The following is a 24,048-nucleotide window of genomic DNA, read 5'->3' on the forward strand; positions in this document are numbered from 1 at the left end:
CAAGATACCTTTGCGCTGTTTTTGTAGCGGCGCTGTAAACTCTGTCTGACTTTTAAGAGTAATGTCTGACTTTTGAGAGTAATGTCTAACTTTAATTTACAAAAGCAAAGCTTTATGTAATCGACAAGCGAATAGATATTCATTTGTGCCTACCTGTTTTATGCAATAGACTCTAATGTTCGTATCGAACAAACAGACAATATAGTCCATCCTCTATAAAAGAGTGACAGCGTTGACCTCTCTTGAAGTATCACCTATACCTCTACACTCGGTTGCCTCGTATCTCTTTTAAACTGAATCAACTATATGTGGATGATATTGCCAAAGAGGAATAAGTACTATCCCTCGTGCTGTGTAATTTTCATGCTAAAATAATGCGACTTTTTCGACGCCTTTTATATATATTTACACCCTATTTGTTATCCCCTCCTTTTATAATATTGACGATATAAGCAGCGCTCCTATGACCCAAACAATGACTTCAAACACTGATGCCACTTCTATCTCATCACAATCTGCTGATGACTTTATACTGACGCCACCTGCCGTGTTTCCGTACAAAGAGCAGCAGCTAACAGCACGTGCCCGTATCACTGAGCAAATGGCCTCAAGAATTTTGATGTTAGACGGGGCGATGGGTACGCAGATTCAAACCTATAAATTAGAAGAAGCAGATTATCGCGGTGAGCGCTTTGCGGATATAGACCAAGACGTGCGCGGTAATAATGATTTGCTCGTACTCTCGCAACCACAAATGATTATAGATATCCATAACGATCATTTGACTGCTGGCGCGGATATCATCGAGACCAATAGCTTCAACGGTACGCGTCTATCCATGGCCGACTACGATATGGAGTATTTGGTACCTGAGTTAAATAAGACGGCAGCTCAACTTGCCCGCAGTGCAGCAGATGCGTTCACTGCCAAGACACCTGATAAACCTCGTTTCGTCGCTGGTGTCGTAGGCCCTACCTCACGCACGTGCTCGCTATCACCGGATGTCAATGATCCAGCCTTTCGTAATATTACCTTTGATGAGTTGGTATTAAACTACCGTGAAGCGACCTTGTGCTTGATTGAGGGTGGTGTAGATCTTATCCTAATCGAAACTATTTTTGATACGCTGAATGCCAAAGCAGCGATATTTGCCATTACTGGCGTGTTTGATGATATTGGTTTTGAATTACCGATTATGATTTCGGGTACGATTACTGATGCGTCAGGTCGTACGTTATCAGGACAAACCGCTGAAGCATTTTATAACTCAATTCGCCACGCCAAACCATTATCGGTTGGCTTCAACTGTGCACTTGGTGCCGATGCGCTGCGTCCACACATTCAAACGCTATCTAATATCGCCAATACTTATGTGTCAGCGCATCCAAACGCAGGCCTGCCCAATGAGTTTGGTGAATATGACGAAACGGCTGATGAGACGACAGCATTGCTTGAAGGCTTTGCCAAAGCAGGTATCTTGAATATTGTGGGTGGCTGCTGTGGTACGACACCAGAACATATCCGCCAAATCGCGAATATGGTAAAAAACTATGCGCCGCGCGTGATTCCTGAAATCGCCCCTGCCTGCCGCTTATCGGGGCTTGAGCCATTTACCATCACAGCAGACAGCTTGTTCGTCAACGTGGGTGAACGTACCAACGTGACAGGCTCCAAAAAGTTCTTACGCTTGATCAAAACTGAAGCCTATACCGAAGCGCTCGATGTCGCCCGCGATCAGGTAGAAGGCGGCGCGCAAATCGTCGATATCAACATGGATGAGGGCATGCTCGACTCCAAGCAAGCGATGATTCACTTCATCAACTTGGTATCAGGCGAACCAGATATCAGCCGCGTACCGCTCATGATTGACTCCTCTAAATGGGACATCATCGAAGAAGGCCTAAAACGCACGCAGGGCAAATCTGTCGTCAACTCTATTTCGCTAAAAGAAGGTCATGCTGAATTCGTCGAGCGTGCCAAACTGTGTATGCGCTATGGTGCTGCCGTTATCGTTATGGCATTTGATGAAGATGGTCAAGCCGATACTTACGAGCGTAAAGTTCAAATCTGTCAGCGCAGCTATGATGTGTTGGTTAACGAAGTCGGTTTCCCTTCTGAAGATATTATCTTTGATCCGAACATTTTTGCCGTTGCCACTGGTATCACTGAGCATAACAACTACGGTGCCGATTTCATTAATGCCACTAAGTGGATTACGGACAACTTGCCAAACGCCATGGTATCGGGCGGTGTGTCTAACGTGTCGTTTAGTTTCCGTGGTAACCCGATTCGTGAAGCCATCAACTCCGTCTTCCTATTTCATGCGATTACCAATGGCCTGACAATGGGTATCGTCAACCCAGCCATGCTTGAGTTATACGATGATATTCCAAAGGAAGCCCGTGACGCTATCGAAGATGTCATGCTCAACCGCAATCAAGGCGAAACAGGTCAAGACGCGACTGAACGCCTAATGACAGCTGCTGAAAACTATCAAGACGGTGGCAAGAAAAAAGAAAGCACTATCGACATGAGCTGGCGTGAAGGCACCGTCGAAGCCCGTATTGCCCATGCGCTAGTAAAAGGTATTACCACCTTTATCGAAGCCGATACCAAAGAAGCGTGGGAGAAATATCCCAAGCCGCTAGAAGTCATCGAAGGCCCACTCATGGACGGTATGAATATCGTCGGTGACCTATTCGGTGCTGGTAAAATGTTCCTCCCGCAAGTCGTGAAATCAGCCCGCGTGATGAAGCAATCTGTTGCGTGGCTAAACCCGTACATCGAAGCCGAAAAAGTCGAAGGCGAAGTCAAAGGTAAAATCCTGATGGCGACCGTCAAAGGCGACGTGCATGATATCGGTAAAAACATCGTCGGCGTGGTACTTGGCTGTAATGGCTACGACATTGTCGATTTGGGCGTGATGGTACCTTGTGAAAAAATCCTTGATACCGCCATTGCAGAAAAAGTCGATATCATCGGCCTGTCTGGTTTGATTACCCCAAGCCTCGATGAAATGGTCTATGTCGCCAAGCAAATGCAAGAGCGCGGCATGACGCTACCATTGATGATTGGCGGTGCCACCACCTCTAAAGCACATACCGCCGTCAAGGTTGAGCCACAGTATCAAAACGATGGTGTCATCTACGTCACTGATGCCTCACGCTCAGTCGGTGTGGTCACCAAGCTGCTATCAAAAGAGCATCGTCAAGCGCTGATCGATGAGACACGTGAAGAATATGTCAAAGTACGTGAGCGTCTGGCCAAGCGTCAGCCAAAAGCGGCCAAGATTTCTTATGCGAACTCGGTCAAGATTGGCTTTCAGTACGATTGGGAAAACTATGTGCCACCAGTGCCTAATAAGTTAGGCCAAGTGATATTGGATGATTACCCTATCACCAACCTACTGCCATATATCGATTGGACGCCGTTCTTTATCTCTTGGGGACTGGTCGGTAAGTATCCGAAAATATTGCAAGACGATGTGGTGGGTGAAGCGGCACGTGATTTATTTGAAAATGCCAATGAGCTGATGCAAAAGATGATCGATGAGAAATCACTCGTGGCCAAAGGCGTGTTCAAAATCATGCCTGCTCGCCGTACTGGCGCAGATACCGTGACTGTATATGACAATGCGCCTGCTGATGGTGGCAGCCCAACGTATCAGTTTGAGCACTTACGTCAGCAAAGCGACAAGGCAAGCGGCAAGCCAAACTTTAGCTTGGCAGACTTCATCTCGCCATCAGAGACGCATACCGATCACTTGGGCGGCTTTACCGTCTCAATCGTCGGTACAGAAGCACTCGCTGAACAATATAAAGCGGCAGGCGATGACTATAATGCCATTATGGTACAGGCACTGTCTGACCGATTAGCTGAAGCATTTGCTGAACATCTGCATGAGCTCATCCGTAAAGAATATTGGGGCTATCAACCGACTGAGTCACTCACCAATGATGAGATGATTAAAGAAAAATACGTGGGTATCCGCCCTGCGCCTGGCTACCCTGCCTGTCCTGAGCATACCGAAAAAGGCAAATTGTTTGATTGGCTCGGTACGGTAGATGCTATCGGTACGACTTTGACCGAAAGCTATGCGATGTGGCCTGCGTCATCAGTGAGCGGATTCTATTACTCTCATCCGGATAGTGAGTACTTCAACGTCGGTAAAATCAGCCGTGATCAGTTAGAGAGTTATGCTGAGCGTAAAGGCTGGGATATGAAAACGGCTGAGAAGTGGTTGAATCCGAATTTATAAGGTTGGTGATAAGCGGGATTAGTTATTGTAGCTGATCCTGCTATCTATCCCTGTCTTAGCTTACAAAAGACGCGGTCGCTAAAAGTAAGTGTCCGAAACCCTGTGTCGTACCAACTATAGCCTCTACTATCGAAAGTTATTTATCATACGTATATCTTTTGTTACTCAAAACAGGTGTAGCTACGCCATTAGAATCTCTTATCATTCGTCCTGTCTCACTAATGAGATGAAGGTTTTTTTTAGCCCTTGAAGAAATTACATACATCATTTTATTAGAAGCATGATGAGGGCTGGCTTCATTTGAGTGTGGAATATATCCATTTAACAGACCAAAGGCTATAACGGTTTCAAATTCTTCACCCTTAATACCCATACAAGTGTTTATGACAATTCCACCTCTTTCTTTATAAAGTTTTTTAAAAGAATCGATATCACTTGGGACATTGTAACTTCTATCATTTAGCCTTAATTTAATATTTTTGAAATAAACTTTCCAACTCTCTCCCAAGCTAGGATATTTTTTTGAATCTAAATTTAGTTTGTTTGCAAATTGGAAAAAGCAGTCCTCTAAATAACTAACTACTTCGGTTTTATCCGATGTTATTGAATTTGTTAAACGAAGAATGTTACGTTCAATGTAGTAAGGTTCGGGAAACTCCGTACCAGTATGCTCGTGAAACTTATCAATCAACTCTTTTGCCCACTTATAGCGCAGCGAGTAGATAGTAGGGCTAGATTCTGTGAGAAATAAATGAGACAGTGTATACCAAAAATTATCACGATTTTTGGACATAGGTGCAAGTCCAGAAGCATCAAAGTTTACATCAGGTAGTAGGGATTTTAGTTTTCCAGTTATAGAAGTGATGAGCCACCACTGAGGAAATAACACACATATCTCGTTTTCAGCAATACCATTATTAATATTTTCTTGAATTAACCTAACTAGCTCATTGACTAACTCATCTTGATTGACTGTATTGTTATATGAGATAACTCCTTGTTCATTGGCATTAGCACCTTGAGCAATTATAGGAATAGGATTACTCTGAAAGCTATTGTAGTAATCAATAATTCTCTGAGTTGAGCGAAAGTTACCTGTTAGGGACATCTCAATGATTTTTTGTCCATTCAGCTCAGATTCAATTTCTGTCTTATTTTTAGCAACGCCACCCAAAGAGTGATATATCGCTTGGTCAATATCACCTGCTAGAAATAATGAAGTGTTGCCGTTATTAGCATTGATAATATTACAAATAATTGCGTATGATAAATCTTGAGTATCTTGGTATTCATCAACACATATTAGGTGAAACAAATTTGACAGTACTCTTCCGATTTTTGGATATGTAACTAATAACTGGTATGAGTAATACAATAACAAATCAAAATCTATTAGTTTCTGTTCTTTCAAATCTTGGTGATAGTAATTTAATATTGCCTTCTTTCTATTATCAGACTCAACAAAAGAACCATTCCTATCAAGCCGAGTGTTGTCAATATATAAATTTACTCGATACTTTTCCTTTAAATCATTTATTAATGAAATTTTATAAGCTTCGTCAGCTATTGTATAACCATTTTGAAGTTCAAGAAGGTAACAAGAGTATGGTTTCAAAATCCACTCTAGGCAAAAAGAGTGCAATGTTCCAGACCAAATCCTAGAACTATCTATGGACATCCTATTAAGTCGATTAAATATCTCATCAGATGCTCGAATAGTGAAAGTAACAGCAACGACTTTTTTCTTACTATTATCATCCAACCGACTAGACTCATATGCTAACTTATGAATAATAGTACGTGTCTTACCGCTACCTGGGCAAGCAGATAGTAATACATGACCATCTTGTTGGACAGCAAGTTTCTGTTCGCGTGTCAGGTTATTAAGAATCATAATGATTTAAAAGCTTAGTTAATGGGTCTTCTTGAAAGCAGTCTCTAAACTTTATCAGTAGATCTTCATCACTTTCAATTGAGTTAAAACTTGAATGTATTTTAATTAATTCTATATCTTCTTCTAACAATTCAGCAGTAAAATGAACATTCTCTAATCTATATCTCACCGCTTTAACTTTCGATGCTGAATTTATATGTGGAGAAGACCATGCAATTGCACTAAGAATATAGTCTGGCACTCCTGTATTAACGTTGACTTCTTCTGCTACTAATAATGCAAACCATCCTTTCTTTTTAGTTGTTGCTAATTTGAGAACCTCTCGTCCGGAAACTTCAACATCTTCAGAATCTAAATTACTTTTGGATTCTTTTATTTTACTCTTAGTTTTATAAACCTCATGAACTATATTTTTGAATTCATATGCATTACTTTCTAATAACATATCCACTTCAAATGTATTCTTTGCAAAAAAAGGTTTAATACACATATTTTTCTCACAAAAAATATCAAGATTATCTTTTCTTTCTACTCCACTCTTTTGTGAGTTCCTAGCTTTTTTTTGTTCTGGGTTATCATCATCTTTATTAATAGGTAAGCTAATAAAAGATTCATCGAAATCCGTAATAATACTACATCTACGATTAACTCTATCTTGATGGAATATTCTTGCGATATTCTTAAACCCCGTACTGCCAATATTAATAAGGCTGACACCAATTTCATCTAAAGACAAACCAAAAACTCTTTTAAATATCACTGGTATTAAAATTTGTTCTGCATCCCCCTCAACTAGTAGAACACCTTTTGCAAACAACAAATCACTTCTAACAGCATCTAGGTATCGTTCAATTCTAACAATCTCATTATCATCTAAATCATATGAAGGGTTGAATACAACTGACTTCTTATCTTCACGGCTTAGTATGTTAACGCTACTAATTTTACTGACCGATGATATTTGAGTCGAATGAGTAGAGACAAATATTTGCGTATTATGTTGATGCAGGTTATCGAATAGTGTCTTTTGTATATGAGTGTGAATATGAGCTTCAGGTTCTTCAATTAATAAAACATTAGCTACTTTGTCTGTTTTTATTTTTTCATACTCTAGGAGTTTCAGAGACAGAAAGATCAAGTTTGCACCGCCTAAACTTAATTCTGATATTTTTCCTCTATCTTCGTCATCTGAATCACCTACCCACAGTCTTAAGGACTGAAATAATTTATCCATTTTATTAGGCAACTCAGCTCTGATTTCGATATTAGGTGCATAAGTTGTACCTACAGCCTGTTTTAAACTATCGTCAATTCCTTTTTGTATATCAATTACCTCATTAAGACTAGCAATACTACTATTAAGTTCGTTAATACTATCAACTAAATCATTTTGAGTTTCGATTTCAATCGATTTACCTTTATCTTTTAACAATCTAACAAGAGGATTATTGGAGTATGATCGCAAGTCACTAGCGACATCTCGCAGTGCCTTAATAAAGGTACACGATATCTCATTGTATAGGTTAATTTCCCTAGGTAAATAGTCACCGTACTTTTGTTTTTGCTGTTCATTTGGATTTGGGAATATAATATTCTCAAAATCACCAACATAACTTTTGTAAATATCGTCTTTACTAAAGTTTAGATATCCTCTGCAAAGATAAACAGTCTCGTAATCAGTAATATTAATTTGGCTTAGAATGTTTTCCAGTCCACTTTTGTCTTTATCTTCTTTTTGGGAATATTCATAAAGCTCTTGTCTAATATGAGACTTCGGACGAAAGCATAATATATAGCTCCCTTTAGGTTTCTCTTCCTCAGTATCTAATTGGCCACAAGCATGTATGCTTAGAGCTTGTGATTCCTCACTTAAGTCTAACTCGCTAAAATGTGTAGTCAAAATTATCCAATGACCCTGCCAATTGCCTAAATTTCGATTGAAATCTCGTTCGCCAAATCCCATATAACGAGGTAGAGTATCATCAAGCATAAGCCGAAGAGCATAAAAAAAATTAGTTTTACCTGAACCATTTTCACCAATAATAGTATTAACACCTTCCTTAAAATTGAAATCTGCGGATTCAAAGTTTCGAAAGTTTCTTATGATGAATTTAGAAATATGCACTATTTTTCCTTAATTACGTTTTATGTATATTATTGAACTAAAAGCTCTGTAGGATGCGTTCAGCGCCTGCTACGCCATAAATAAATATTATTTAAATCTTAGCTCAACTTTTATTATCCTTCCCCCGCCGACACCGCTCAGAACAATAGATCACCTGCTCCCAATCTTTCTCCCACTTTTTACGCCACGTAAACGGGCGCTGGCAGACGGGGCAGGTTTTTTGCGGTAGATTTACCTTTTTATGTGCCATGACTTACTTTTACATTCTTCACTTACAAACCTTTAACCCTTGCTCAAAGCACTTGCTATATTTTTCTGCCATTTTAATCCGCAATTGGGTATTAGGATGACTCGATAGGAAGTCGGACAACTTATCTTCTTCAACCTCTTCAACTTTTTCATTATCGATTTCATCTTCATCGTCACCTTCATGCTGATGCGTAGTATCATCAACGTCTTTTGTGTCAGTTACTGTCGTCGAATAGTCTTCCATCCGGCTCAGGATATCCACAAAAGCTTGCGGATTAACACCAATCTCAAGCATCTTGTTAAAAGCAAACTCATCTGCTTCAGTTTCGTACTGACGTGAATAATGGCTTGATACCAATGCAGTTCCTAGCCCTGTGGCAACTTCACTGATGCCATCTGGGTTGCCTAATACAAGTATGACAATCATAGTCGTTAATGAGTTTTGAGTGAGCATCTCTAAGCCATGACGCTCTACAACATGGCCCATCTCGTGCAATAGCACAGCATCTATCTCATCATCATTTTTACTTAAATCTATAAATTTATCTGTCAGAACAATATCACCCGATGGCAATGCAAAAGCATTTGGCAAACTCAATCCATTGATATTCATATCCCTAAAATGGATCTGATAATGAATTCTATCGTCACCAGCAAAGCGTTTAAGGCGTGTCTCAAACCGTGATTGAATATCCTGCTGTTCAGCGTCACTTATTTTAGTGGGCTGTAAAAAATAACCATCTGCAAACTTTAATGACTGTTTACCAATAAAATCGCCTGTTGCTTGTGGCAAGGCATGTGCGACCGTTTGACTCGTCCAAGGAATGCCCCATTTAATAAAACTAAATACAAAAACAATCGTTAAGACCAGCATCGTTAATACGCTAGTCATTTTTGTTTCATGGCGATGTAAGCGTAAACTCCATTTTGAACCTGTACTACTACCTTGACTGCTATTGATGAAGTTATCAATAGCATCATTATCGTGAGTCGTAAATAGTGATCCATCAGCGAGTGTAAGTTTACGCTCAGTACTTCCTAGTCGATCACTGATCGCAACTTGCGACCACTGACCATCAATATTCTGGCTACTATCCAAGCTATCACTGGTCTCAACAGATACAATATTTACCTCATATCTCGTCTCAGCGAGCGTGAGTTGCGCGGTATATTGAACCGAGCTGTCTTTGGGATACCATTTGCCTGATATTAAATTTACCATTAAGTTTCTCACTGTATCCACTAGAGTCTGGCTTAGATTGCAATATCTATATCGATATCTAAAACATCGCCAATCTCTTCACCGATAGCAGACTGCTCTTTCTCTTTTTGGGTCAAATAACTATTGATATCTATATCTGAGGCTTCTATCCAAGAGTTATCAGCGATATAACGAGCCACACGGACTTTTGCCCAAGGTAATGCTAAGCCAGCAGTAAATAGAACCAAGAGCATATTTGTCACTAAGATATAAAAATAGCGTTTAGCACCAACGGTTGACCTAAAAGTAATGGCTTTATCTAACGTGGTATTTTCGAATATATACTGGCGTTGACGGCTAAATGAATAGGCAGTAGCGAACAAGAACGTAGCAATAAAGCCAAAATATACGACCAAAAAACCAACAACAAATAATGGACTTGCCTCTGCGCTTTCAATGTCATTGGAAATACTGCCAAGATTAAATCCACCTGACATAGTAGCTGCGAATACTAAGCCTGAGAGTATTGAGAGGATAATCAAACAGCCAATAATGATGAGTATTTTCTTAAGTTGAATTTTTATAAATTTTGAAGTATTGATGTTGATGAAAAAATCACCTTGACCAAATTTTGTCTGACCAATCTGATATTCAGCTGCTTTTTTAGTAAAGAGTCCTATGACAAAAATACCTATCGCTATCGCTGCGATTAGACCTACTAAAAATAGCATGAAGGCAAAGATTACGTTAAAACCTTCATCTAGTTTTGACATTGGAAATAGGCTAACAAAGACAGGCAATGCAATTGCTAAATAACCCAATATGGGTATAAGCATATAAATAATATAGGCGGGTTTTAGATTACCCTTGAAACTGAAACGCACGTTGCTAAAGCTGGTCATGCGCATGTTAAACTTTAGGCTGCGCATGATAATCCAAGGGATAAAAGCAAATAAAACAACGGGTAAAATGAGGCCAATAGTAGGCAGGATAGAGCCTACAACCTGTAAAGCAAATAATATAAACACACCGATTAAATAGCCCAGAAATAATTGCTTTCCTGTTGCATGGTAATCGAAGTATCGATTTGCATATTCAGTGTTCGCATAAAAATATCGACGCGTACGTACTTTTGCCCATGGGTAATAAATCCCTATGGTGACAATGCACAATAAAACGTTAACAATCCATATTTTGAAATACTCTGTTCCGTCACCTTTAAATTGTATTTGTTTCATCCTATCCTTAGAGCCTTATAAAATTTCGGTTAATGTTTATTTTAAATGAGTTAAATTAAATGCATTTTTGCAATTTTAATAAAAAACGGAAAATTTAAAAAAATCATTATAGATTATAAGCTTGGTGACTTCGAGGATTTTATAAAACTTTGTTGATTAAAACATTCGATGCGAGGTTGCTTTTAAAGAAAGGATAATGAAATAAATTTAATTCACTATGTTAAATTTATAAAATAAGATTGATTATGCTAGGCTGTGTCTTCAACTCACTCGATAATCATCTGAATAGACTAAGACGTTTTGATCAAAAACTGGCAGGTCTTTCTTGTCTTTTGTCTGGCTTTAGGACGTTGAATCAATTGACTTTGTCTTTATCTTTACCCCGCCGACACCGCTCAGAACAATAAATTACCTGCTCCCAATCCTTTTCCCACTTCTTACGCCACGTAAACGGGCGCTGGCAGACGGGGCAGATTTTTTGCGGTAGGTTTACCTTTTTATGTGCCATCGTCTGCTTCCCTATGTCTACATAGCCCTATTTCATTACTAACGACTACTTATCTTCTTTTTGATGATCTAGCCCTTCATATTTTTTCACCCGTCGACATTGGTCTGAGCAATAGACCATGCTCTCCCAGTTTTTATCAAGCTTCTTAGTCCAGCTAAACTCACGCTCGCAGACAGGGCAGAGTTTTTTGCGGACGTTCTTCTTTTTGTGCGCCATAATTTTCTCATTGGTTTATTTAATATAGTCGATTCACTACCATCGGATACGGTATCAGTCTTGCTTCGCCTACTGTTTGTAGCAACTTTACTCGCTGTCATTGTATCCAAAGTAGCTGTTGCCGACTATATTACCACTGTCTCTTAATCATAAGCCCTATTTATACATGCTATTCATAACTGCTAATCATCAGAATTGCTCATAAACTTTAATAATTAAGCATTAACGCTTAATCGTTAGCCATCAATCATAGCTGTTAACCAGTAGTGACTAATCGTCAGCTATTAATCAGTAGTGATTAATCATAATCATCAAAGATTTTATTGAGTCTATTTAGACTATTGACGATTAACTTACCAGATTGATCTGTGCTGGTATCAATCGCTAGCTTCTCATCCATCCGCATCGTCAATGGCTCTAACGCTTGCTTGAGGGCAGTTGCCATCAATGCCGTTTGCTGATGAATATCAGGGATATCGCTATCGGCTGTTTGATTATCATTATTGCTAACCAAGCTATCCGCCATTTTTTGCGCCAGTTGCTCCACCGCGTTGACCAGCTGCACCATGAGCTGCTTTTGTGCATATTGGTTTTGCTTGAGATACTCGCCTTCTGCCTTCTCAGCGTTGTGATCATGCTTGTATATTTGCATCAGCTGATTCAGACTTTTTTCAAAGCCGTTATCGATGCTATCGCTGACGACTTTGGCATTATTAACGACGCTATCGGCAAGTATTTTCTGTGCTTCTAATTGGGCGTTTAGCTGGGCATCGAGTTGCGCTTGTTGTCCTGCTTCTCGTAAGCGAGCGATTTGCTCTGGATCGTTTTTCGTTAAGTATGTCTCAAACTGGTTACTGATGGCATCGAAACCACTGGCCAAGTCGACCAACTGGGCGACGATACGTGCGCCAGTATCACCATCTTCACCGCCCATGGCTTTGTTACGTAGGAAGTCGGCTTTGATTTGCGCCCAACGCTCTGTTTCTGCTTCGGTCAAGACACCACGCATCTCACCAAGCTTGAGCAAGTTGCTCTCTGCGCCTTGGGTCAAAAGCTGTGACTCGCCTAGATAATGATCATCTATCAGCTGGTTCAGCTCGCTTTCATTCATGACCGCCGATAGTTTTTCGGTCATCTTGTTCATATTGCGATAACTGCCCTGTAGCTTAAATATCGGCTCAACACGATACTTATCATCTTGCGAGGCGGAGGCAATATAGGCTTGGTTGACGTCCAAAATGACTTCTTGCACCCTAAACATATGGCGCAAAATAGCGATAATTTCGTTAACTTCTGAAGTGCTATACGGATACGTCAGATCGCTACTTTGTGCTTGGGCAAGATTCGCATTGTCCGTTTTTGCCATTTTAATCAAACGATGCACATCGCTTAAGTCACGGTTAGCCATTGGTGCGAGGACGGTATTAGAGGTCAGCGAGTTTTCGATATAACTGAGGGCAAACACCTCTTCCATACCGCTCATGATATCGCCTAAGTTGTAGATATCGGCACGGTTGGCGAGCATGTCAGGGACTTTAAATGCTTCGCCGCTTTCGGTATATGGGTTACCTGCCATGACCACGCAGAACTTTTTGCCACGCATGTCATATGTCTTAGTCTTACCTTGCCAGACACCATCGATACGGCGTGTGCCATCGCCCAATGAGATAAACTTCTGCAAAAATTCTGCATGGGTATGCTGAATATCATCGAGATAAAGCATGACGTTATTGCCCATCTCAAAGGCCAAGTTGATTTTATTCAACTCTTCTCGGGCGGTAGCATTGGGTGCTTTTTCGGGGTCTAATGAGGTGACGTCATGACCGAGTGACGGACAGTTAATCTTCATAAAGATAAGGCCGAGACGGTTTGCCACGTATTCCATCAAAGTGGTTTTACCATACCCTGGTGGCGATATCATCATGAGAATACCCATCAAATCGGTACGCTTATCCTCGCCGACCGTGCCCATCTGTTTGGCAAGATTGTCACCGATGAGCGGCAGGTAGCTCTCATTAATCAGACGGTTACGTACAAATGAGGACAATGGACGTGGCATAAATTCGTCCAGTCGCAACGTCTCTTTTGAGTCATGCAATATCTCTGAGCGCATGGCCAGATAACGTCTATAGGCAGGGATAACTTGGGTATCATGATGATGCAAACGATTTAAGAAATCATCGACGGCAAAGGTTAAGGTCTGCTGATGAATACGTATATGCTCACCCAGCAAATTATTGACTTGTATCTCAAGCGATACCTTACCCGTGCTACGCTCAAAACTTTGCACTTGATTGAGCGGATTATTAATACTGGTCAATGATGTAGTCGATGACGTAGCCGACGAGGTGATTGAGGAAAATGACAAGGCCGATGGTGTGCCACTGGTACCTGTACTGTTTAAACCTTGATTGTCCAATCCTTTAGCACTTAGCCCTTTATTAAAAGCCCCTTTATTAAAAGTAGCACCTGAATCAATCAATCGTTGCACCAAAGCTTCACGCTGAGCATCATTTAACTGGGTAAGTAAGACAGCAATGGCTTCAGGCACATAATGACGGCCACTCTCTAATTGCTGCTTGCGTAGCGCGTTTTGTGTTTCAATCTCAGCAAGCTGATCTTCACTGAGTGCCTCGCCTGCCTCATCCGTGCCATCAGCTAATACGTTAGCCGACTCAGTACTGCCGTAGGTTTTATCAAGTAGTGCATGAAACCATGTGGCTAGTAGCTCATAGGCTGATTTGGGTTGGAATCCAAGCTTACTGATAGAAGACTGTAGTTGATCAAAACTGGCGGTATTTTGCGTGCTACCTGACGCGCTATTTAGCGTTTGGCTTAGCTGCTCACACAACTGCTGCGCTTGTTGGCTGGTTTGCCATTTTATTGTGTTATATGCACCTGCATTCGATTCAGCCGACTGCCCCATGACACTCACCAAATATTCACAAGCAAGCTGAACGTAGCTTGATTTGAAGATGTTAGCGCCTTTATCAACGCTACCATCTTTATCAGCGCTAAGACTGTCATCATTATGAGCCATAACAAAATGACGCATCACTTGGCTCATGTCCTCGACCAATAGAGACTTCGCAGTATCGCTGCCCAATGCACGGCGCAGTTGCTCGGCGGTGGCGGCTCTATCCGTCCAGTTATTTGCGCGTGTCAGCACTGATTCATTCAGCCATTTGTCATAACCAAATTGACGTAAACTGTCTAAACCAAGCGCTTGCACGATCTTTAACTGCCAATAGAATAATTGCGCCAATGCTCGTACTTGCGGGGTATAAATCAGTAGCCCTGCCTCACGCAATGTCGGCAGGATTTGCATCAGTAATAGCGTGGCATCATGGTCATGAATACCTTTGTCATAGCCAAGCTGATAGCGAGGGGTGGCGTAAGCTTTGACCAGTTTGGACAATGGACTGTCATTATCAATATCGCCATTAACATCGAGCGTAATGACAGTCGCATCGTATGCTTGATATAGACGTTCTTCGGTTAGGCCGTCTTGGCTATTTTTAGCACTTTCAATAATGCTATACGCCAAGTACTCGGCGCGGTACACCTTATCAGACTCGGAGGCGATATTCATGTCCCAGTACGGGCGCAAGGCGTTTAGCTCAGTATTATTAAGCACTTCATAATAGTCGGTACCCGTTAGATGCAAATTCAGCACACGCTTGCCATCTGACTGCTGACGACTCAATAAGGTCAAATCCAATGGCTGAGTATTGACCGAAAAACGATGCTTACCCAGTTTGATGATTTGACCACCATCTTCAAACAAGTCCGACTTGTCTTTTAAGCTCTTATAGCTCTCGATTTGGATGGCTTTTAGACGGGAGTCTATGTCATCGGCTTTTACGCTAAAGCCCATCGCTTGTAGCTCTTTTGCGATGTTACGGACTTTTTGCACCAGACCATCAGCCGCAAAATACGTATTTAACGCTTCCTCTTCTGTAAAGCCTGTGACACCTGTGCTTTGCGTGCGTTTTTTAATACTCTCAAGCATTCGCAGCGCGCCATCACCTAAGTTTTGCGCTTTACGGTTGCGAGCATCAAGCAGTTGCTGCTTATGGTTTTCAAAGGTTTCGTAAATCTCTTCACGTTTACTAATAATATCGGCTAAAAACTGATCGCCACTATTGGTTTCTGGATCAGCAAACTGACTCTCCAACTCTTCTAGCTGTACCAGCAATTTTGCCATTTGCTCATCTGACTTCTCAGGGGTATTGGCAATGGATAAGGCATTAGCAATGGACTGACCGAACAGCTTAAACTGCGCACCAAATTGTGCAACGGCTTCAGCAGAGCCTAGGTTTTTACGCTTATGGTTGAGCTTGGCTTTGCTCTGATTTAGACTCGCATAAATGGTCGATATGTCATCGATAATTTGCGTACGCACCGTGGCATCGGCCACATCTAATGTGCCTAGCAACTCGGTCAATAAATCTAACCCTTGCGCTGTTTCATCGATTTTTTCTAGTACGGGTTTTAGCTCAGCATTGGTTTCAGCCGTGTTTAAACGCTCACTGACATCGACCAATATACCTTCGTAACTCGAAAGCGCCTCTTCACCACTTAAAAACAGCACCGTTTTTTCGGCAAGCTCGCTCTCTGCTTCCTCTAATTGTTCTTGTAACGCTTGTAGCTTATCGGCATCTAGATAACGCAAATCCTCCAAGCTGACCAAACGGCCTTTTTGGCGTCTTAACGCTGACAACTGATCGACATAATCACTGGCAGACTCAAAGCTAGTAACGCGTATCTGCCGCAAAATCTCACTTTGCTGCGTATCAGCATCGGCTAGCGCGGTTTGGGTTTGCTTTTGGATACTTTGTACTTTGGCGAATTCATCAATGACCAGCTCAGCCGTGGCCGTCACTTCCTTAATACTACTGGCGACTTCGCTCAGCTCAGGCTCAGACAACCAATAATAGCTGTCAAAAAGTCGGCTGGTATTATTGGTAAGCTCTTCATAGAGCTTTTGAGAGACGCTTTGATTGTCAATCAGGCGAGTAATGCTATAAAGATCTGAGATGCCGCGTACCAGCTCTTTATTGCCGATTTTGCCATAGAAGCTCGTGCTCTCTGGCAGCTCACTGACATACTCATGCGAGGCATAAGGCGTGTGCCATATCTGCATCGGGTGAATACGAGACGGCTCACTTTGGTCACTAAACAGCACCAAGCGGCCATTCTCAGCCAAAGCCATACCGTTGCAATAGATAGGGTTTGCCAATTGCTTTTTAATCAGGTTATAAGGGAACAGCCCCGTGACGCCCAAGTCTCTGTCGTAAAATAAAAATAGAACATCTTCCCCATTTGGCGATACAATTTTACGCTTAAACCGTAAGTCAGTAGCGCCAACATTATTGGCCTCGAACAGCTTATACTCACCCGTCTGTAGATAATAACCACCCGGAAACATGATGCCATGGTCTTCTGGTAGCTGAACACACGACTGTCCAATCGCATCCAATCGTAGCACCGCTTCTGTCAAAGTGTTATAAACAAAATAACGGTAGTCCTCTTCACGATAGGGCAATATCTTAAGCAGTATTAGACTGCCGACTTTGGCATACGCAATCTCAGCATCCGTCAGCGACTGGGTGCGGTCATTGACCGGTTCGCTATAAATACCTTGCCCTGACTGCGTATTATCCTCAATCTTGATGGTCAAATCGCCACCGACGGTTTCCACAAATATCGTATCCAAGATATTCATATGGGGATATTTGCCATTCACCATTTGATCGCGTGTGGTCTCAATCCAGTCGAAATCATAAGCAGGCGGCAGTTCAATGTCACGCTCGCCTCGATTGTCCACATAAGCGACTTGCGCCGACTCTGGTGTGCCTTGGCTAAAATCTAACGCAAAACGGAATACTCGAATATCAGTGATGCGCTCACCAATCTGAAATGCCAATAGCAATTTGCTATCTTTCACCGTTATTTGAATCAGGCGCGTTTGTTTGTAATATCGATACAGCTCATTGAAGTCTTGGACAAAAGCATCTTGAGCCAAAAACGTCCCTTTTAAATCAACCTCTTCGAGCTGATACTCTTCTTCATTACCAGCTGGCTCGTTCAGACGATATAACGACAATACGTCTTTAATATTACTTGCGCGTTTGAGCCCCATAAAAACGTTGTAGCCAAACAGCAAATAATCGCCGACCTGCACCATGTCTTGTGCCACACAGTTGTACTCGGTACGAATACGAGTACGGGCGATGACTTGCATTTGGGTGCTGCCAAACTCTTCGAGACGTGCATTATTGAGCGTCTGCGTTTGCGTCTCTAAACGGCCGCCTTGTTCCGTCAGACGTTTTTTGATGAGCTCATAAGCATTGCCTGAAGCAACTGCCTGATCGGTTTGGTTGGCTTGATTAGCGTTATCGTTGCTGTCTGAATTTGTTGAGTTTTGCGTGTCCGCCATCGTTGCTCGTCCGTTTCTGTTTTTACGTAATATAGTCAATCCTTTATAAAAGAGCTACAGCGTTAACCTCGCTTGAAGTATCACATATACATCTGCACTCGGTTGCCTTGTATCTCTTTTAAACTGAATCCACTATAAGAGAATTTTGGGCAATAAAGAATCATTGAAAGTAAAGAAGCACTTGGCTAATCTAAAAAAACAAGTGGTCACTGCTATTTTTTTAGATTAACCAACTCATCATGATTCGTTATTCTGAATCACCCTGAGTTAGCCAAAAAAATCTGCCGCCTAAACGACAGATGATTTATTGATATTAATGTTGCTTACTAATTCTGGATATATAAATATCCGTCAATTTGACCTGATATAGCATTAAACCGCTTTATCATCATTTTTTTGGTTTGATTTCATGGCTTGACTGGCCATCACACCATTGATGATACCGCTCAATGTGTCTGACTTGCCCGCTAGGCCATCGATGGCTTTACCGATAGACAGTGACTTAGCAAAGTTGTCAAAGAAATGCGCTTCGCCGCCAACAATATCGATTTTGGCTTTCTGTAACGCAACTGCCAATACTTCAGCATTTTCTTTCGCAATCTCTTTACCAGCGTCAATAGAAGCAAGCGCTTCTTGCAAGGCCGTCTCAAGGCTCATGCGGAACTCTTCGTGCTCACGTGCCTCTTTGCTCATGCTACCCATGGCATTGAATTTCTCGACCAGACCATCTGCTTCGGCTTGGAAATGTGCGCGAGTAACTTCGGCTTTTGCCAATCCAACTTCGCGTTCTGCTTTGGCATTTGACTCACCGCGAGCCGCGATGACTTGAGCATCTGCCATGCCTTTTTCACGCTCAGCTCTGGCGGTAGATTCACCGCGAGCGGCGATGATTTCTGCATCGACCATACCGATATCACGCTCAGCTTTTGCCTTAGACTCGCCACGAGCGGCGATAACCTCAGCATCTGCCATGCCTTTTTCACGATCTGATTGCGCTTCAGCTTGTCCAGTCGCTCTAATAATATTGGCTTTCGCAATGCCTTCTTTTTCCAAAGAAGCCGCTTTGACTTCTTGGATAGCCGCTTCAGCGAAGCCATGTGCTGACTCTTCTGCTTTGGTACCTTCGGCCATCTTAATTTTGGCTTCTGAATCTTTGGCAGATGCTTCAAGATTAGCAGCAGCCAATGTGGTGATTTCGACGGCTTTGTGCTTGGCAGATAGCTCTTCTGCTTCAGCTTTTTTCACCTGACGTACTTTGATTTCTTCTGCATCGGCTTCTGCTGCTAGGACGCGTGTTTGCTTAGAACGCTCGGCTTCGCTAATTTCGCGAACTTCTTTGATACGCTCTTCTTCTTGCGCGACCGTTTTATCTACTGCGATACGTTCACGAATGACGTTGGCGATTTCTTTTTTCTCAAGCTCAATCGCACGTTCAGCTTCGATACGTTGCAGATCAACTTCACGCTCACGAGAGACAATTTCTAAATCACGAGCACGCGTCACTTTTTCTTCTTCGATGACGACTGCACGTAGACGATTTTGACCTGCTACTTCGATTTCACGCTGCTGATTCTCACGCTGAATGGCCAAATCCTGCTCAACCGAGATAACGGCAGTTTCAGACTTTTTACGCTCTTCTTCTTCAATCTTGCGGGTTTCAGCCGTTTCGCGTGCAATCACTGACGAGATTTCACGTTGCTGTTTGGCTTCGGCATCGGCTTGCTGACGCTCAAGCTCTAGCATCGCCTCTCTGGTTTCGACATTCTTTTTCTTAACGGCCAGCTCTTCATCACGCTCAAGCTCGTTGGTGATGACGTTCTGAAAGGCCGTTAATTGAGTAATCTTTTTGATACCTTCAGCATCTAAAATATTACTTGAATCTAATGACGCTTTTGGGGTTTGCTCTAAATAATCAATCGCCACATCTTCTAAGACATAGCCATTCAGATCGTTACCAATTTCTTGAACGATACTGTCGCGAAACTCGCTGCGGTTTTCAAACAGTTTGACGAAATCAATCTGCTTACCAACTGTTTTTAAGGCTTCTGAGAACTTAGCATTAAACAGCTCGTTGACAGCGACTTTATCTGACGCACGCTCTACCCCAACCGATTTGGCGACTTTTAGCACATCCTCTTCGGTCTCATTGACGCGTAAATAAAATGCCACGGTGATATCAGCACGCATGTTGTCTGCGCAAATCAAACCTTCTTTACCGCGTCTGTCCACTTCTAAGGTGATAAGCGAGATTCTCATCAACTCTTTTTTGTTGATGACTGGCCAAACAAAACCACCATCAAAACGTACGGCAATTTTACTCACACCGTTGATAATGAGTGCTTTGCCCTGCTCGACCTTAAAATAAAAGGCCTTGAGCATCAGTAGTGCGACCATCATAAAAACAAACGCCAGCACTACAACCACGCCGACGATAATGAGTGTGTCCATATCCATTCCTTTAATTAAAACATTCCATAATCAATTCTATATAAATCAGATACGCTATCAGGCCTGTTAAATTTACTGTTTATAGCACCTTTTATAGCACGTATGCTTTATAGCTCTATTACGCACCATTCTTATATCTGCATTATACTGAACCGACTATAACCAAATTTAAAACCGTTTAAATCATTGCTAAAAATATTATTCATAAACCAGAGATTCTTCTAAAACCTCTGACTAAATCGCTGTTCATTCTGTGAACTTATTCTGTGCTAAAAGCGATAATAATGTGCTGAAAATAACGATGGCGAATCCTCGTGACTAAATTACTTACTAGTGGCTAAATTATTTATATAGTCGATTCAATTTAAAAGTAGTACAAGGCAACCGAGTGTAGATGTATATCAAATACTTCAAGCGAGGTTAACGCAGTAACACTTTTATAGTGGAGTGACTATAGTGGTTATTTATCTTTTACAGGGGCGACGCGATAGGTATTGGCTGCCTCTAAATACTCCACCAACATCACTCGATCACCTTGTTTCAGCGAGCCATCATTGATGTCTGAGCGAATTTTGAGTATCAATCCTGCACCGCCATCATTCAATTCCACTTCGCCGTGTTTGTCCGTGACACTAAGGGTACGCACAACCGCGATTTTGCCGATATTGCTAGCAGCATTGCGTCTAGGTATTTTGGCTATTTTGTTGCGGATAGGAGAGATGATGATACCTGTCAGCCACATGGAGATGACCAATACAAAGATTAGCGCTCCGGTGCCGAATAGATAATATAAGATGCCTGAATCAAAATTTTGATGTAAAAAACTGGTATAGAAGTAACTTAACAACCAACCAATTAAACTGATTAGGCTAAGAATAACGATAAGTGGCACGCCATACAGACCGAACTTAAGCAGCAGACCCGACACAAAACCTGATGAGGTAAAATTGCTACCCTCGCCACTTGCATCGCCAATATCGACCGTGTCCATATCTGCCATACCAAGTAAAGAAACCATCCAATACAAGGTCACAAACATCACCAATCCTGTAAAGACTATCGTCGGGTACAAGCTGATTTTGGTGATGAATATCAAAAACGACTCTTGCATTACGTACTTTCTCCTTTTGCTCACCTAATCCAGTATCTCTATATAAAGCATTTTGATACGCAGAATCTTGATGAGCCGTTTATAAAATTTATGTGACGTTCATGAAAACTTAAGTCATAGAATCAACTTATGTTTCTTTATTAATTATATAGACATCTCACCCTATAATACATAGATTTCGCCATTAGCGTCCCCAAATCGGTGAACGCACCATCCCGCCAGCGTCACTATTAATACTGTAGCTTGTGTTGCCAGATAACGAGCGGATAACGAGGCTGCCTATATTTCTAGTGCCTTGGCTGCTCACTTGCGAGCTGCGCATTGGATAAACTGCATACTGTCCAGACGGTGATAACCGTGCAGGCTCATCAAGTCCTGTTTCTGCAAGATCGATGGTTTGACGGGTAGCCAATGTCATAACCGCAGCCTTGCGACCGTTGAGATACGCTAACTGCTGACCATCTGCACTGAGTTGAGGACTCGCGACATAGCCACTAGTCGGCATAGGCGTCGCATTGCCAGTGGCAAAGTCATAGCGATAGATACTTGGGCGTCCAGCACGGACTTTATCACTGGTATAGACAAAGCTTTTGCCATCAGACGCATAGCTTGGCTGTACCTCAGTGCTTGATAATGTAGTCAACTGTTTGGTATTACCATCGTTCAGACGCATCTCATAAATATCTGCGTTGCCACCGACGGTTGAGCTATAGAGGAGTTTTTGACCATCAGGTGAGAATGACGCGGACATATTACTGCCTTCAGCATTAACTATCAGACTTTGGGTTTTACTTTTTCGGTCATAGATATAAATTTTTGGGTTTTGACGTGGTACTTGTTTACTATAAGCAAGCCATTGACCATCCGCAGACCATGCAGGCGAATAGATATAACCATTTATCTGATCAATCAATTGACGATCGCTACCATCAGGACGGATGCTATACAATGTCGATATTTTTGCGGTACCTGTACCCTGCTCATCCACATAGGCTATGCGCCCTTGACGGTCCATCACAGGCATACGCGCAGTTAGTGGATTACTATCGACGGTACTGGTAGACATATTGGCTGATTTGCTAGGCAACGTCTGACAGCCAGCTAAAGCGCTGAGAGCTGCTATAGCGACCGTGCTGCTTATTATACGCATGCTGACCGTTGGTTTTAACAAAGAAGTTTTTAGCATAAAGTAAAGTCCAATAGGTACGCTATGAAAGGTACGTCGCAAAGTGTTGGTTAGACGCAGTGTGAGCTAGACGCAGTGTGAGCTAGATGCAGTGTTGGTCAAATACAACTTGTTACACTAGTGTAACGTAAATTGGACCTTAGTTTTGAACAAAAAAAGCCCCACTATAAAGTGAGGCTTAATCAAAGTACTACTTTGCTTTGAAATCTTATATTGCAACACAGCTTGCAGAGAGGCTCAATCGCTTAAAGATTGGATTAAGTAGAAAAAGCTTTATTTAGCAACGGCTTTGAAATGTGCGATTTGACTGTCATTCTTGATGGTCAAAATAGGAACATTATTGGCATTTTTATTGAGGCTATACTTACCTTCTACCGTTGCCAAAGTCGCTTTATCGAAGCTTGCTTGCGGTTCTGGGCAGGCCATCATAGTACTGATGCCATTTTTGATTTGTACATCGCCATTAACAACACTATAGCCCGCACTCATACTGTTGCAGGTGTTCATAAATGCCACGTAATCGCTGCCATTATTATTCATAAAATTTAGCGTTAACGGTTTGGCAGGATCAAAGAACAGTTGGCTAACTTTATCACCGTTAGTGAGCTTAGCATCGACCAACTGCCAGTTATAGGCTTGTAAAGCAGCAGAAGTTACTGGTTGAGTGACAGGTGCCGTAATATTTGTGGTTTGGCAACCAGCAGCAAGCGTACCTATAGCCAGCGTTGCGGCCATCATCATTTTAGTTGTGTTCTTCATATAAACTCCTATATCGATTCAATTCAAAATTTTAAGTACGAGTATCTAGTGCATGTCATCTCGTGTTTTCCATCAATGATTTTTATTGTTAATAATTATCAAACTTATCAATCTGCATAGCGCATTCTATTGTGCATAATTAATGCCTAATTGTCATCATAGCTTCAGTATAGTCGTTCCACTATAGAAATATTACTGCGTTAACCTCGTTTGAAGTATTTGATATACATCTACACTCGCTTATGAACCATGCTGATAGCACCTGATATGTAGGTAACTGTTAGCTAATCCGAACACGATACTCATCAGTACAGAAATCTTGAAATTTTTGAGAACAGGACTATTAATAGCAGTGTACGGATAATATAGCGCCAGACTTGCTCGCCACTCTCTCAAAACAGTCGCGCCTGCAT

The 24,048-nt window shown here is 41.8% G+C and carries 13 protein-coding genes; 1 reads left to right on the forward strand and 12 read right to left on the reverse strand.

The annotated features are described in order from the left end of the window. Positions 1-463 precede the first annotated feature (463 nt). Positions 464-4,258: a methionine synthase gene (gene metH / locus I6E83_RS12795; RefSeq protein WP_197102371.1), complete on the forward strand. Its 3,795-nt coding sequence runs from the start codon at positions 464-466 to the stop codon at positions 4,256-4,258. Positions 4,259-4,394: 136 nt separating this feature from the next. Here the strand turns inward: metH and I6E83_RS12800 are convergent, their stop codons facing one another. The 12 genes from I6E83_RS12800 to I6E83_RS12855 form a co-directional block, all read right to left on the reverse strand. Continuing rightward, the gene (locus tag I6E83_RS12800; protein WP_197102373.1) at positions 4,395-6,152 is read right to left on the reverse strand and encodes a UvrD-helicase domain-containing protein; all 1,758 of its coding nucleotides are present in this window, start codon (positions 6,150-6,152) and stop codon (positions 4,395-4,397) included. Beyond that, positions 6,142-8,277 (reverse strand): ATP-dependent nuclease, encoded by a 2,136-nt coding sequence (locus I6E83_RS12805; protein ID WP_110923892.1) that lies wholly within the window; start codon positions 8,275-8,277, stop codon positions 6,142-6,144. Before I6E83_RS12805 ends, I6E83_RS12800 begins: the two co-directional genes overlap by 11 nt. Positions 8,278-8,380: 103 nt before the next feature. Further along, positions 8,381-8,527: a DUF2256 domain-containing protein gene (locus I6E83_RS12810; RefSeq protein ID WP_110923891.1), complete on the reverse strand. Its 147-nt coding sequence runs from the start codon at positions 8,525-8,527 to the stop codon at positions 8,381-8,383. 18 nt (positions 8,528-8,545) lie between these two features. Next, a complete protein-coding gene (locus tag I6E83_RS12815; RefSeq protein WP_110923890.1) occupies positions 8,546-9,748 on the reverse strand; it encodes a M48 family metallopeptidase in 1,203 nt (400 codons plus the stop codon). A 32-nt stretch (positions 9,749-9,780) separates the two neighbouring features. Further along, the gene (locus I6E83_RS12820) at positions 9,781-10,965 is read right to left on the reverse strand and encodes a YjgN family protein (protein ID WP_110923889.1); all 1,185 of its coding nucleotides are present in this window, start codon (positions 10,963-10,965) and stop codon (positions 9,781-9,783) included. A gap of 355 nt (positions 10,966-11,320) precedes the next feature. Further along, positions 11,321-11,473 carry a DUF2256 domain-containing protein gene (locus I6E83_RS12825; protein ID WP_010196549.1) on the reverse strand — a complete coding sequence of 51 codons (153 nt, stop codon included), beginning with the start codon at positions 11,471-11,473 and terminating at the stop codon, positions 11,321-11,323. 45 nt (positions 11,474-11,518) lie between these two features. Continuing rightward, complete coding sequence (locus I6E83_RS12830) at positions 11,519-11,689, reverse strand: DUF2256 domain-containing protein (protein WP_010196547.1); 171 nt, start codon at positions 11,687-11,689, stop codon at positions 11,519-11,521. A gap of 298 nt (positions 11,690-11,987) precedes the next feature. Beyond that, positions 11,988-18,131, reverse strand: coding sequence for a DNA repair ATPase (locus I6E83_RS12835; protein WP_197102374.1), 6,144 nt, complete (start codon positions 18,129-18,131; stop codon positions 11,988-11,990). Positions 18,132-18,503: 372 nt separating this feature from the next. Then, positions 18,504-20,579, reverse strand: coding sequence for a flotillin family protein (locus tag I6E83_RS12840; protein WP_194365113.1), 2,076 nt, complete (start codon positions 20,577-20,579; stop codon positions 18,504-18,506). A 460-nt stretch (positions 20,580-21,039) separates the two neighbouring features. Beyond that, positions 21,040-21,690, reverse strand: a complete 651-nt coding sequence (locus tag I6E83_RS12845; protein WP_197102376.1) for a hypothetical protein — start codon at positions 21,688-21,690, stop codon at positions 21,040-21,042. 184 nt (positions 21,691-21,874) lie between these two features. Further along, entirely contained in the window at positions 21,875-22,876 is a 1,002-nt protein-coding gene (locus I6E83_RS12850) for a PD40 domain-containing protein (protein WP_197102378.1), read from the reverse strand. Positions 22,877-23,149: 273 nt separating this feature from the next. After that, positions 23,150-23,635 (reverse strand): META domain-containing protein, encoded by a 486-nt coding sequence (locus I6E83_RS12855; RefSeq protein WP_197102379.1) that lies wholly within the window; start codon positions 23,633-23,635, stop codon positions 23,150-23,152. Positions 23,636-24,048: the final 413 nt, after the last annotated feature.

The sequence above is a fragment of the Psychrobacter sp. SZ93C1 genome (genome assembly GCF_015864635.1).
Classification (GTDB): Bacteria; Pseudomonadota; Gammaproteobacteria; order Pseudomonadales; family Moraxellaceae; genus Psychrobacter; species Psychrobacter fozii.

Bases quoted from the DNA above. Each gene is read 5' to 3' on its own strand.
- metH (WP_197102371.1), top strand. From the start codon at position 464: ATGACCCAAACAATGACTTCAAACACTGATGCCACTTCTATCTCATCA.
- I6E83_RS12800 (WP_197102373.1), bottom strand. From the start codon at position 6,152: ATGATTCTTAATAACCTGACACGCGAACAGAAACTTGCTGTCCAACAA.
- I6E83_RS12810 (WP_110923891.1), bottom strand. From the start codon at position 8,527: ATGGCACATAAAAAGGTAAATCTACCGCAAAAAACCTGCCCCGTCTGC.
- I6E83_RS12815 (WP_110923890.1), bottom strand. From the start codon at position 9,748: ATGGTAAATTTAATATCAGGCAAATGGTATCCCAAAGACAGCTCGGTT.
- I6E83_RS12820 (WP_110923889.1), bottom strand. From the start codon at position 10,965: ATGAAACAAATACAATTTAAAGGTGACGGAACAGAGTATTTCAAAATA.
- I6E83_RS12825 (WP_010196549.1), bottom strand. From the start codon at position 11,473: ATGGCACATAAAAAGGTAAACCTACCGCAAAAAATCTGCCCCGTCTGC.
- I6E83_RS12830 (WP_010196547.1), bottom strand. From the start codon at position 11,689: ATGGCGCACAAAAAGAAGAACGTCCGCAAAAAACTCTGCCCTGTCTGC.
- I6E83_RS12835 (WP_197102374.1), bottom strand. From the start codon at position 18,131: ATGGCGGACACGCAAAACTCAACAAATTCAGACAGCAACGATAACGCT.
- I6E83_RS12840 (WP_194365113.1), bottom strand. From the start codon at position 20,579: ATGGACACACTCATTATCGTCGGCGTGGTTGTAGTGCTGGCGTTTGTT.
- I6E83_RS12845 (WP_197102376.1), bottom strand. From the start codon at position 21,690: ATGCAAGAGTCGTTTTTGATATTCATCACCAAAATCAGCTTGTACCCG.
- I6E83_RS12850 (WP_197102378.1), bottom strand. From the start codon at position 22,876: ATGCTAAAAACTTCTTTGTTAAAACCAACGGTCAGCATGCGTATAATA.
- I6E83_RS12855 (WP_197102379.1), bottom strand. From the start codon at position 23,635: ATGAAGAACACAACTAAAATGATGATGGCCGCAACGCTGGCTATAGGT.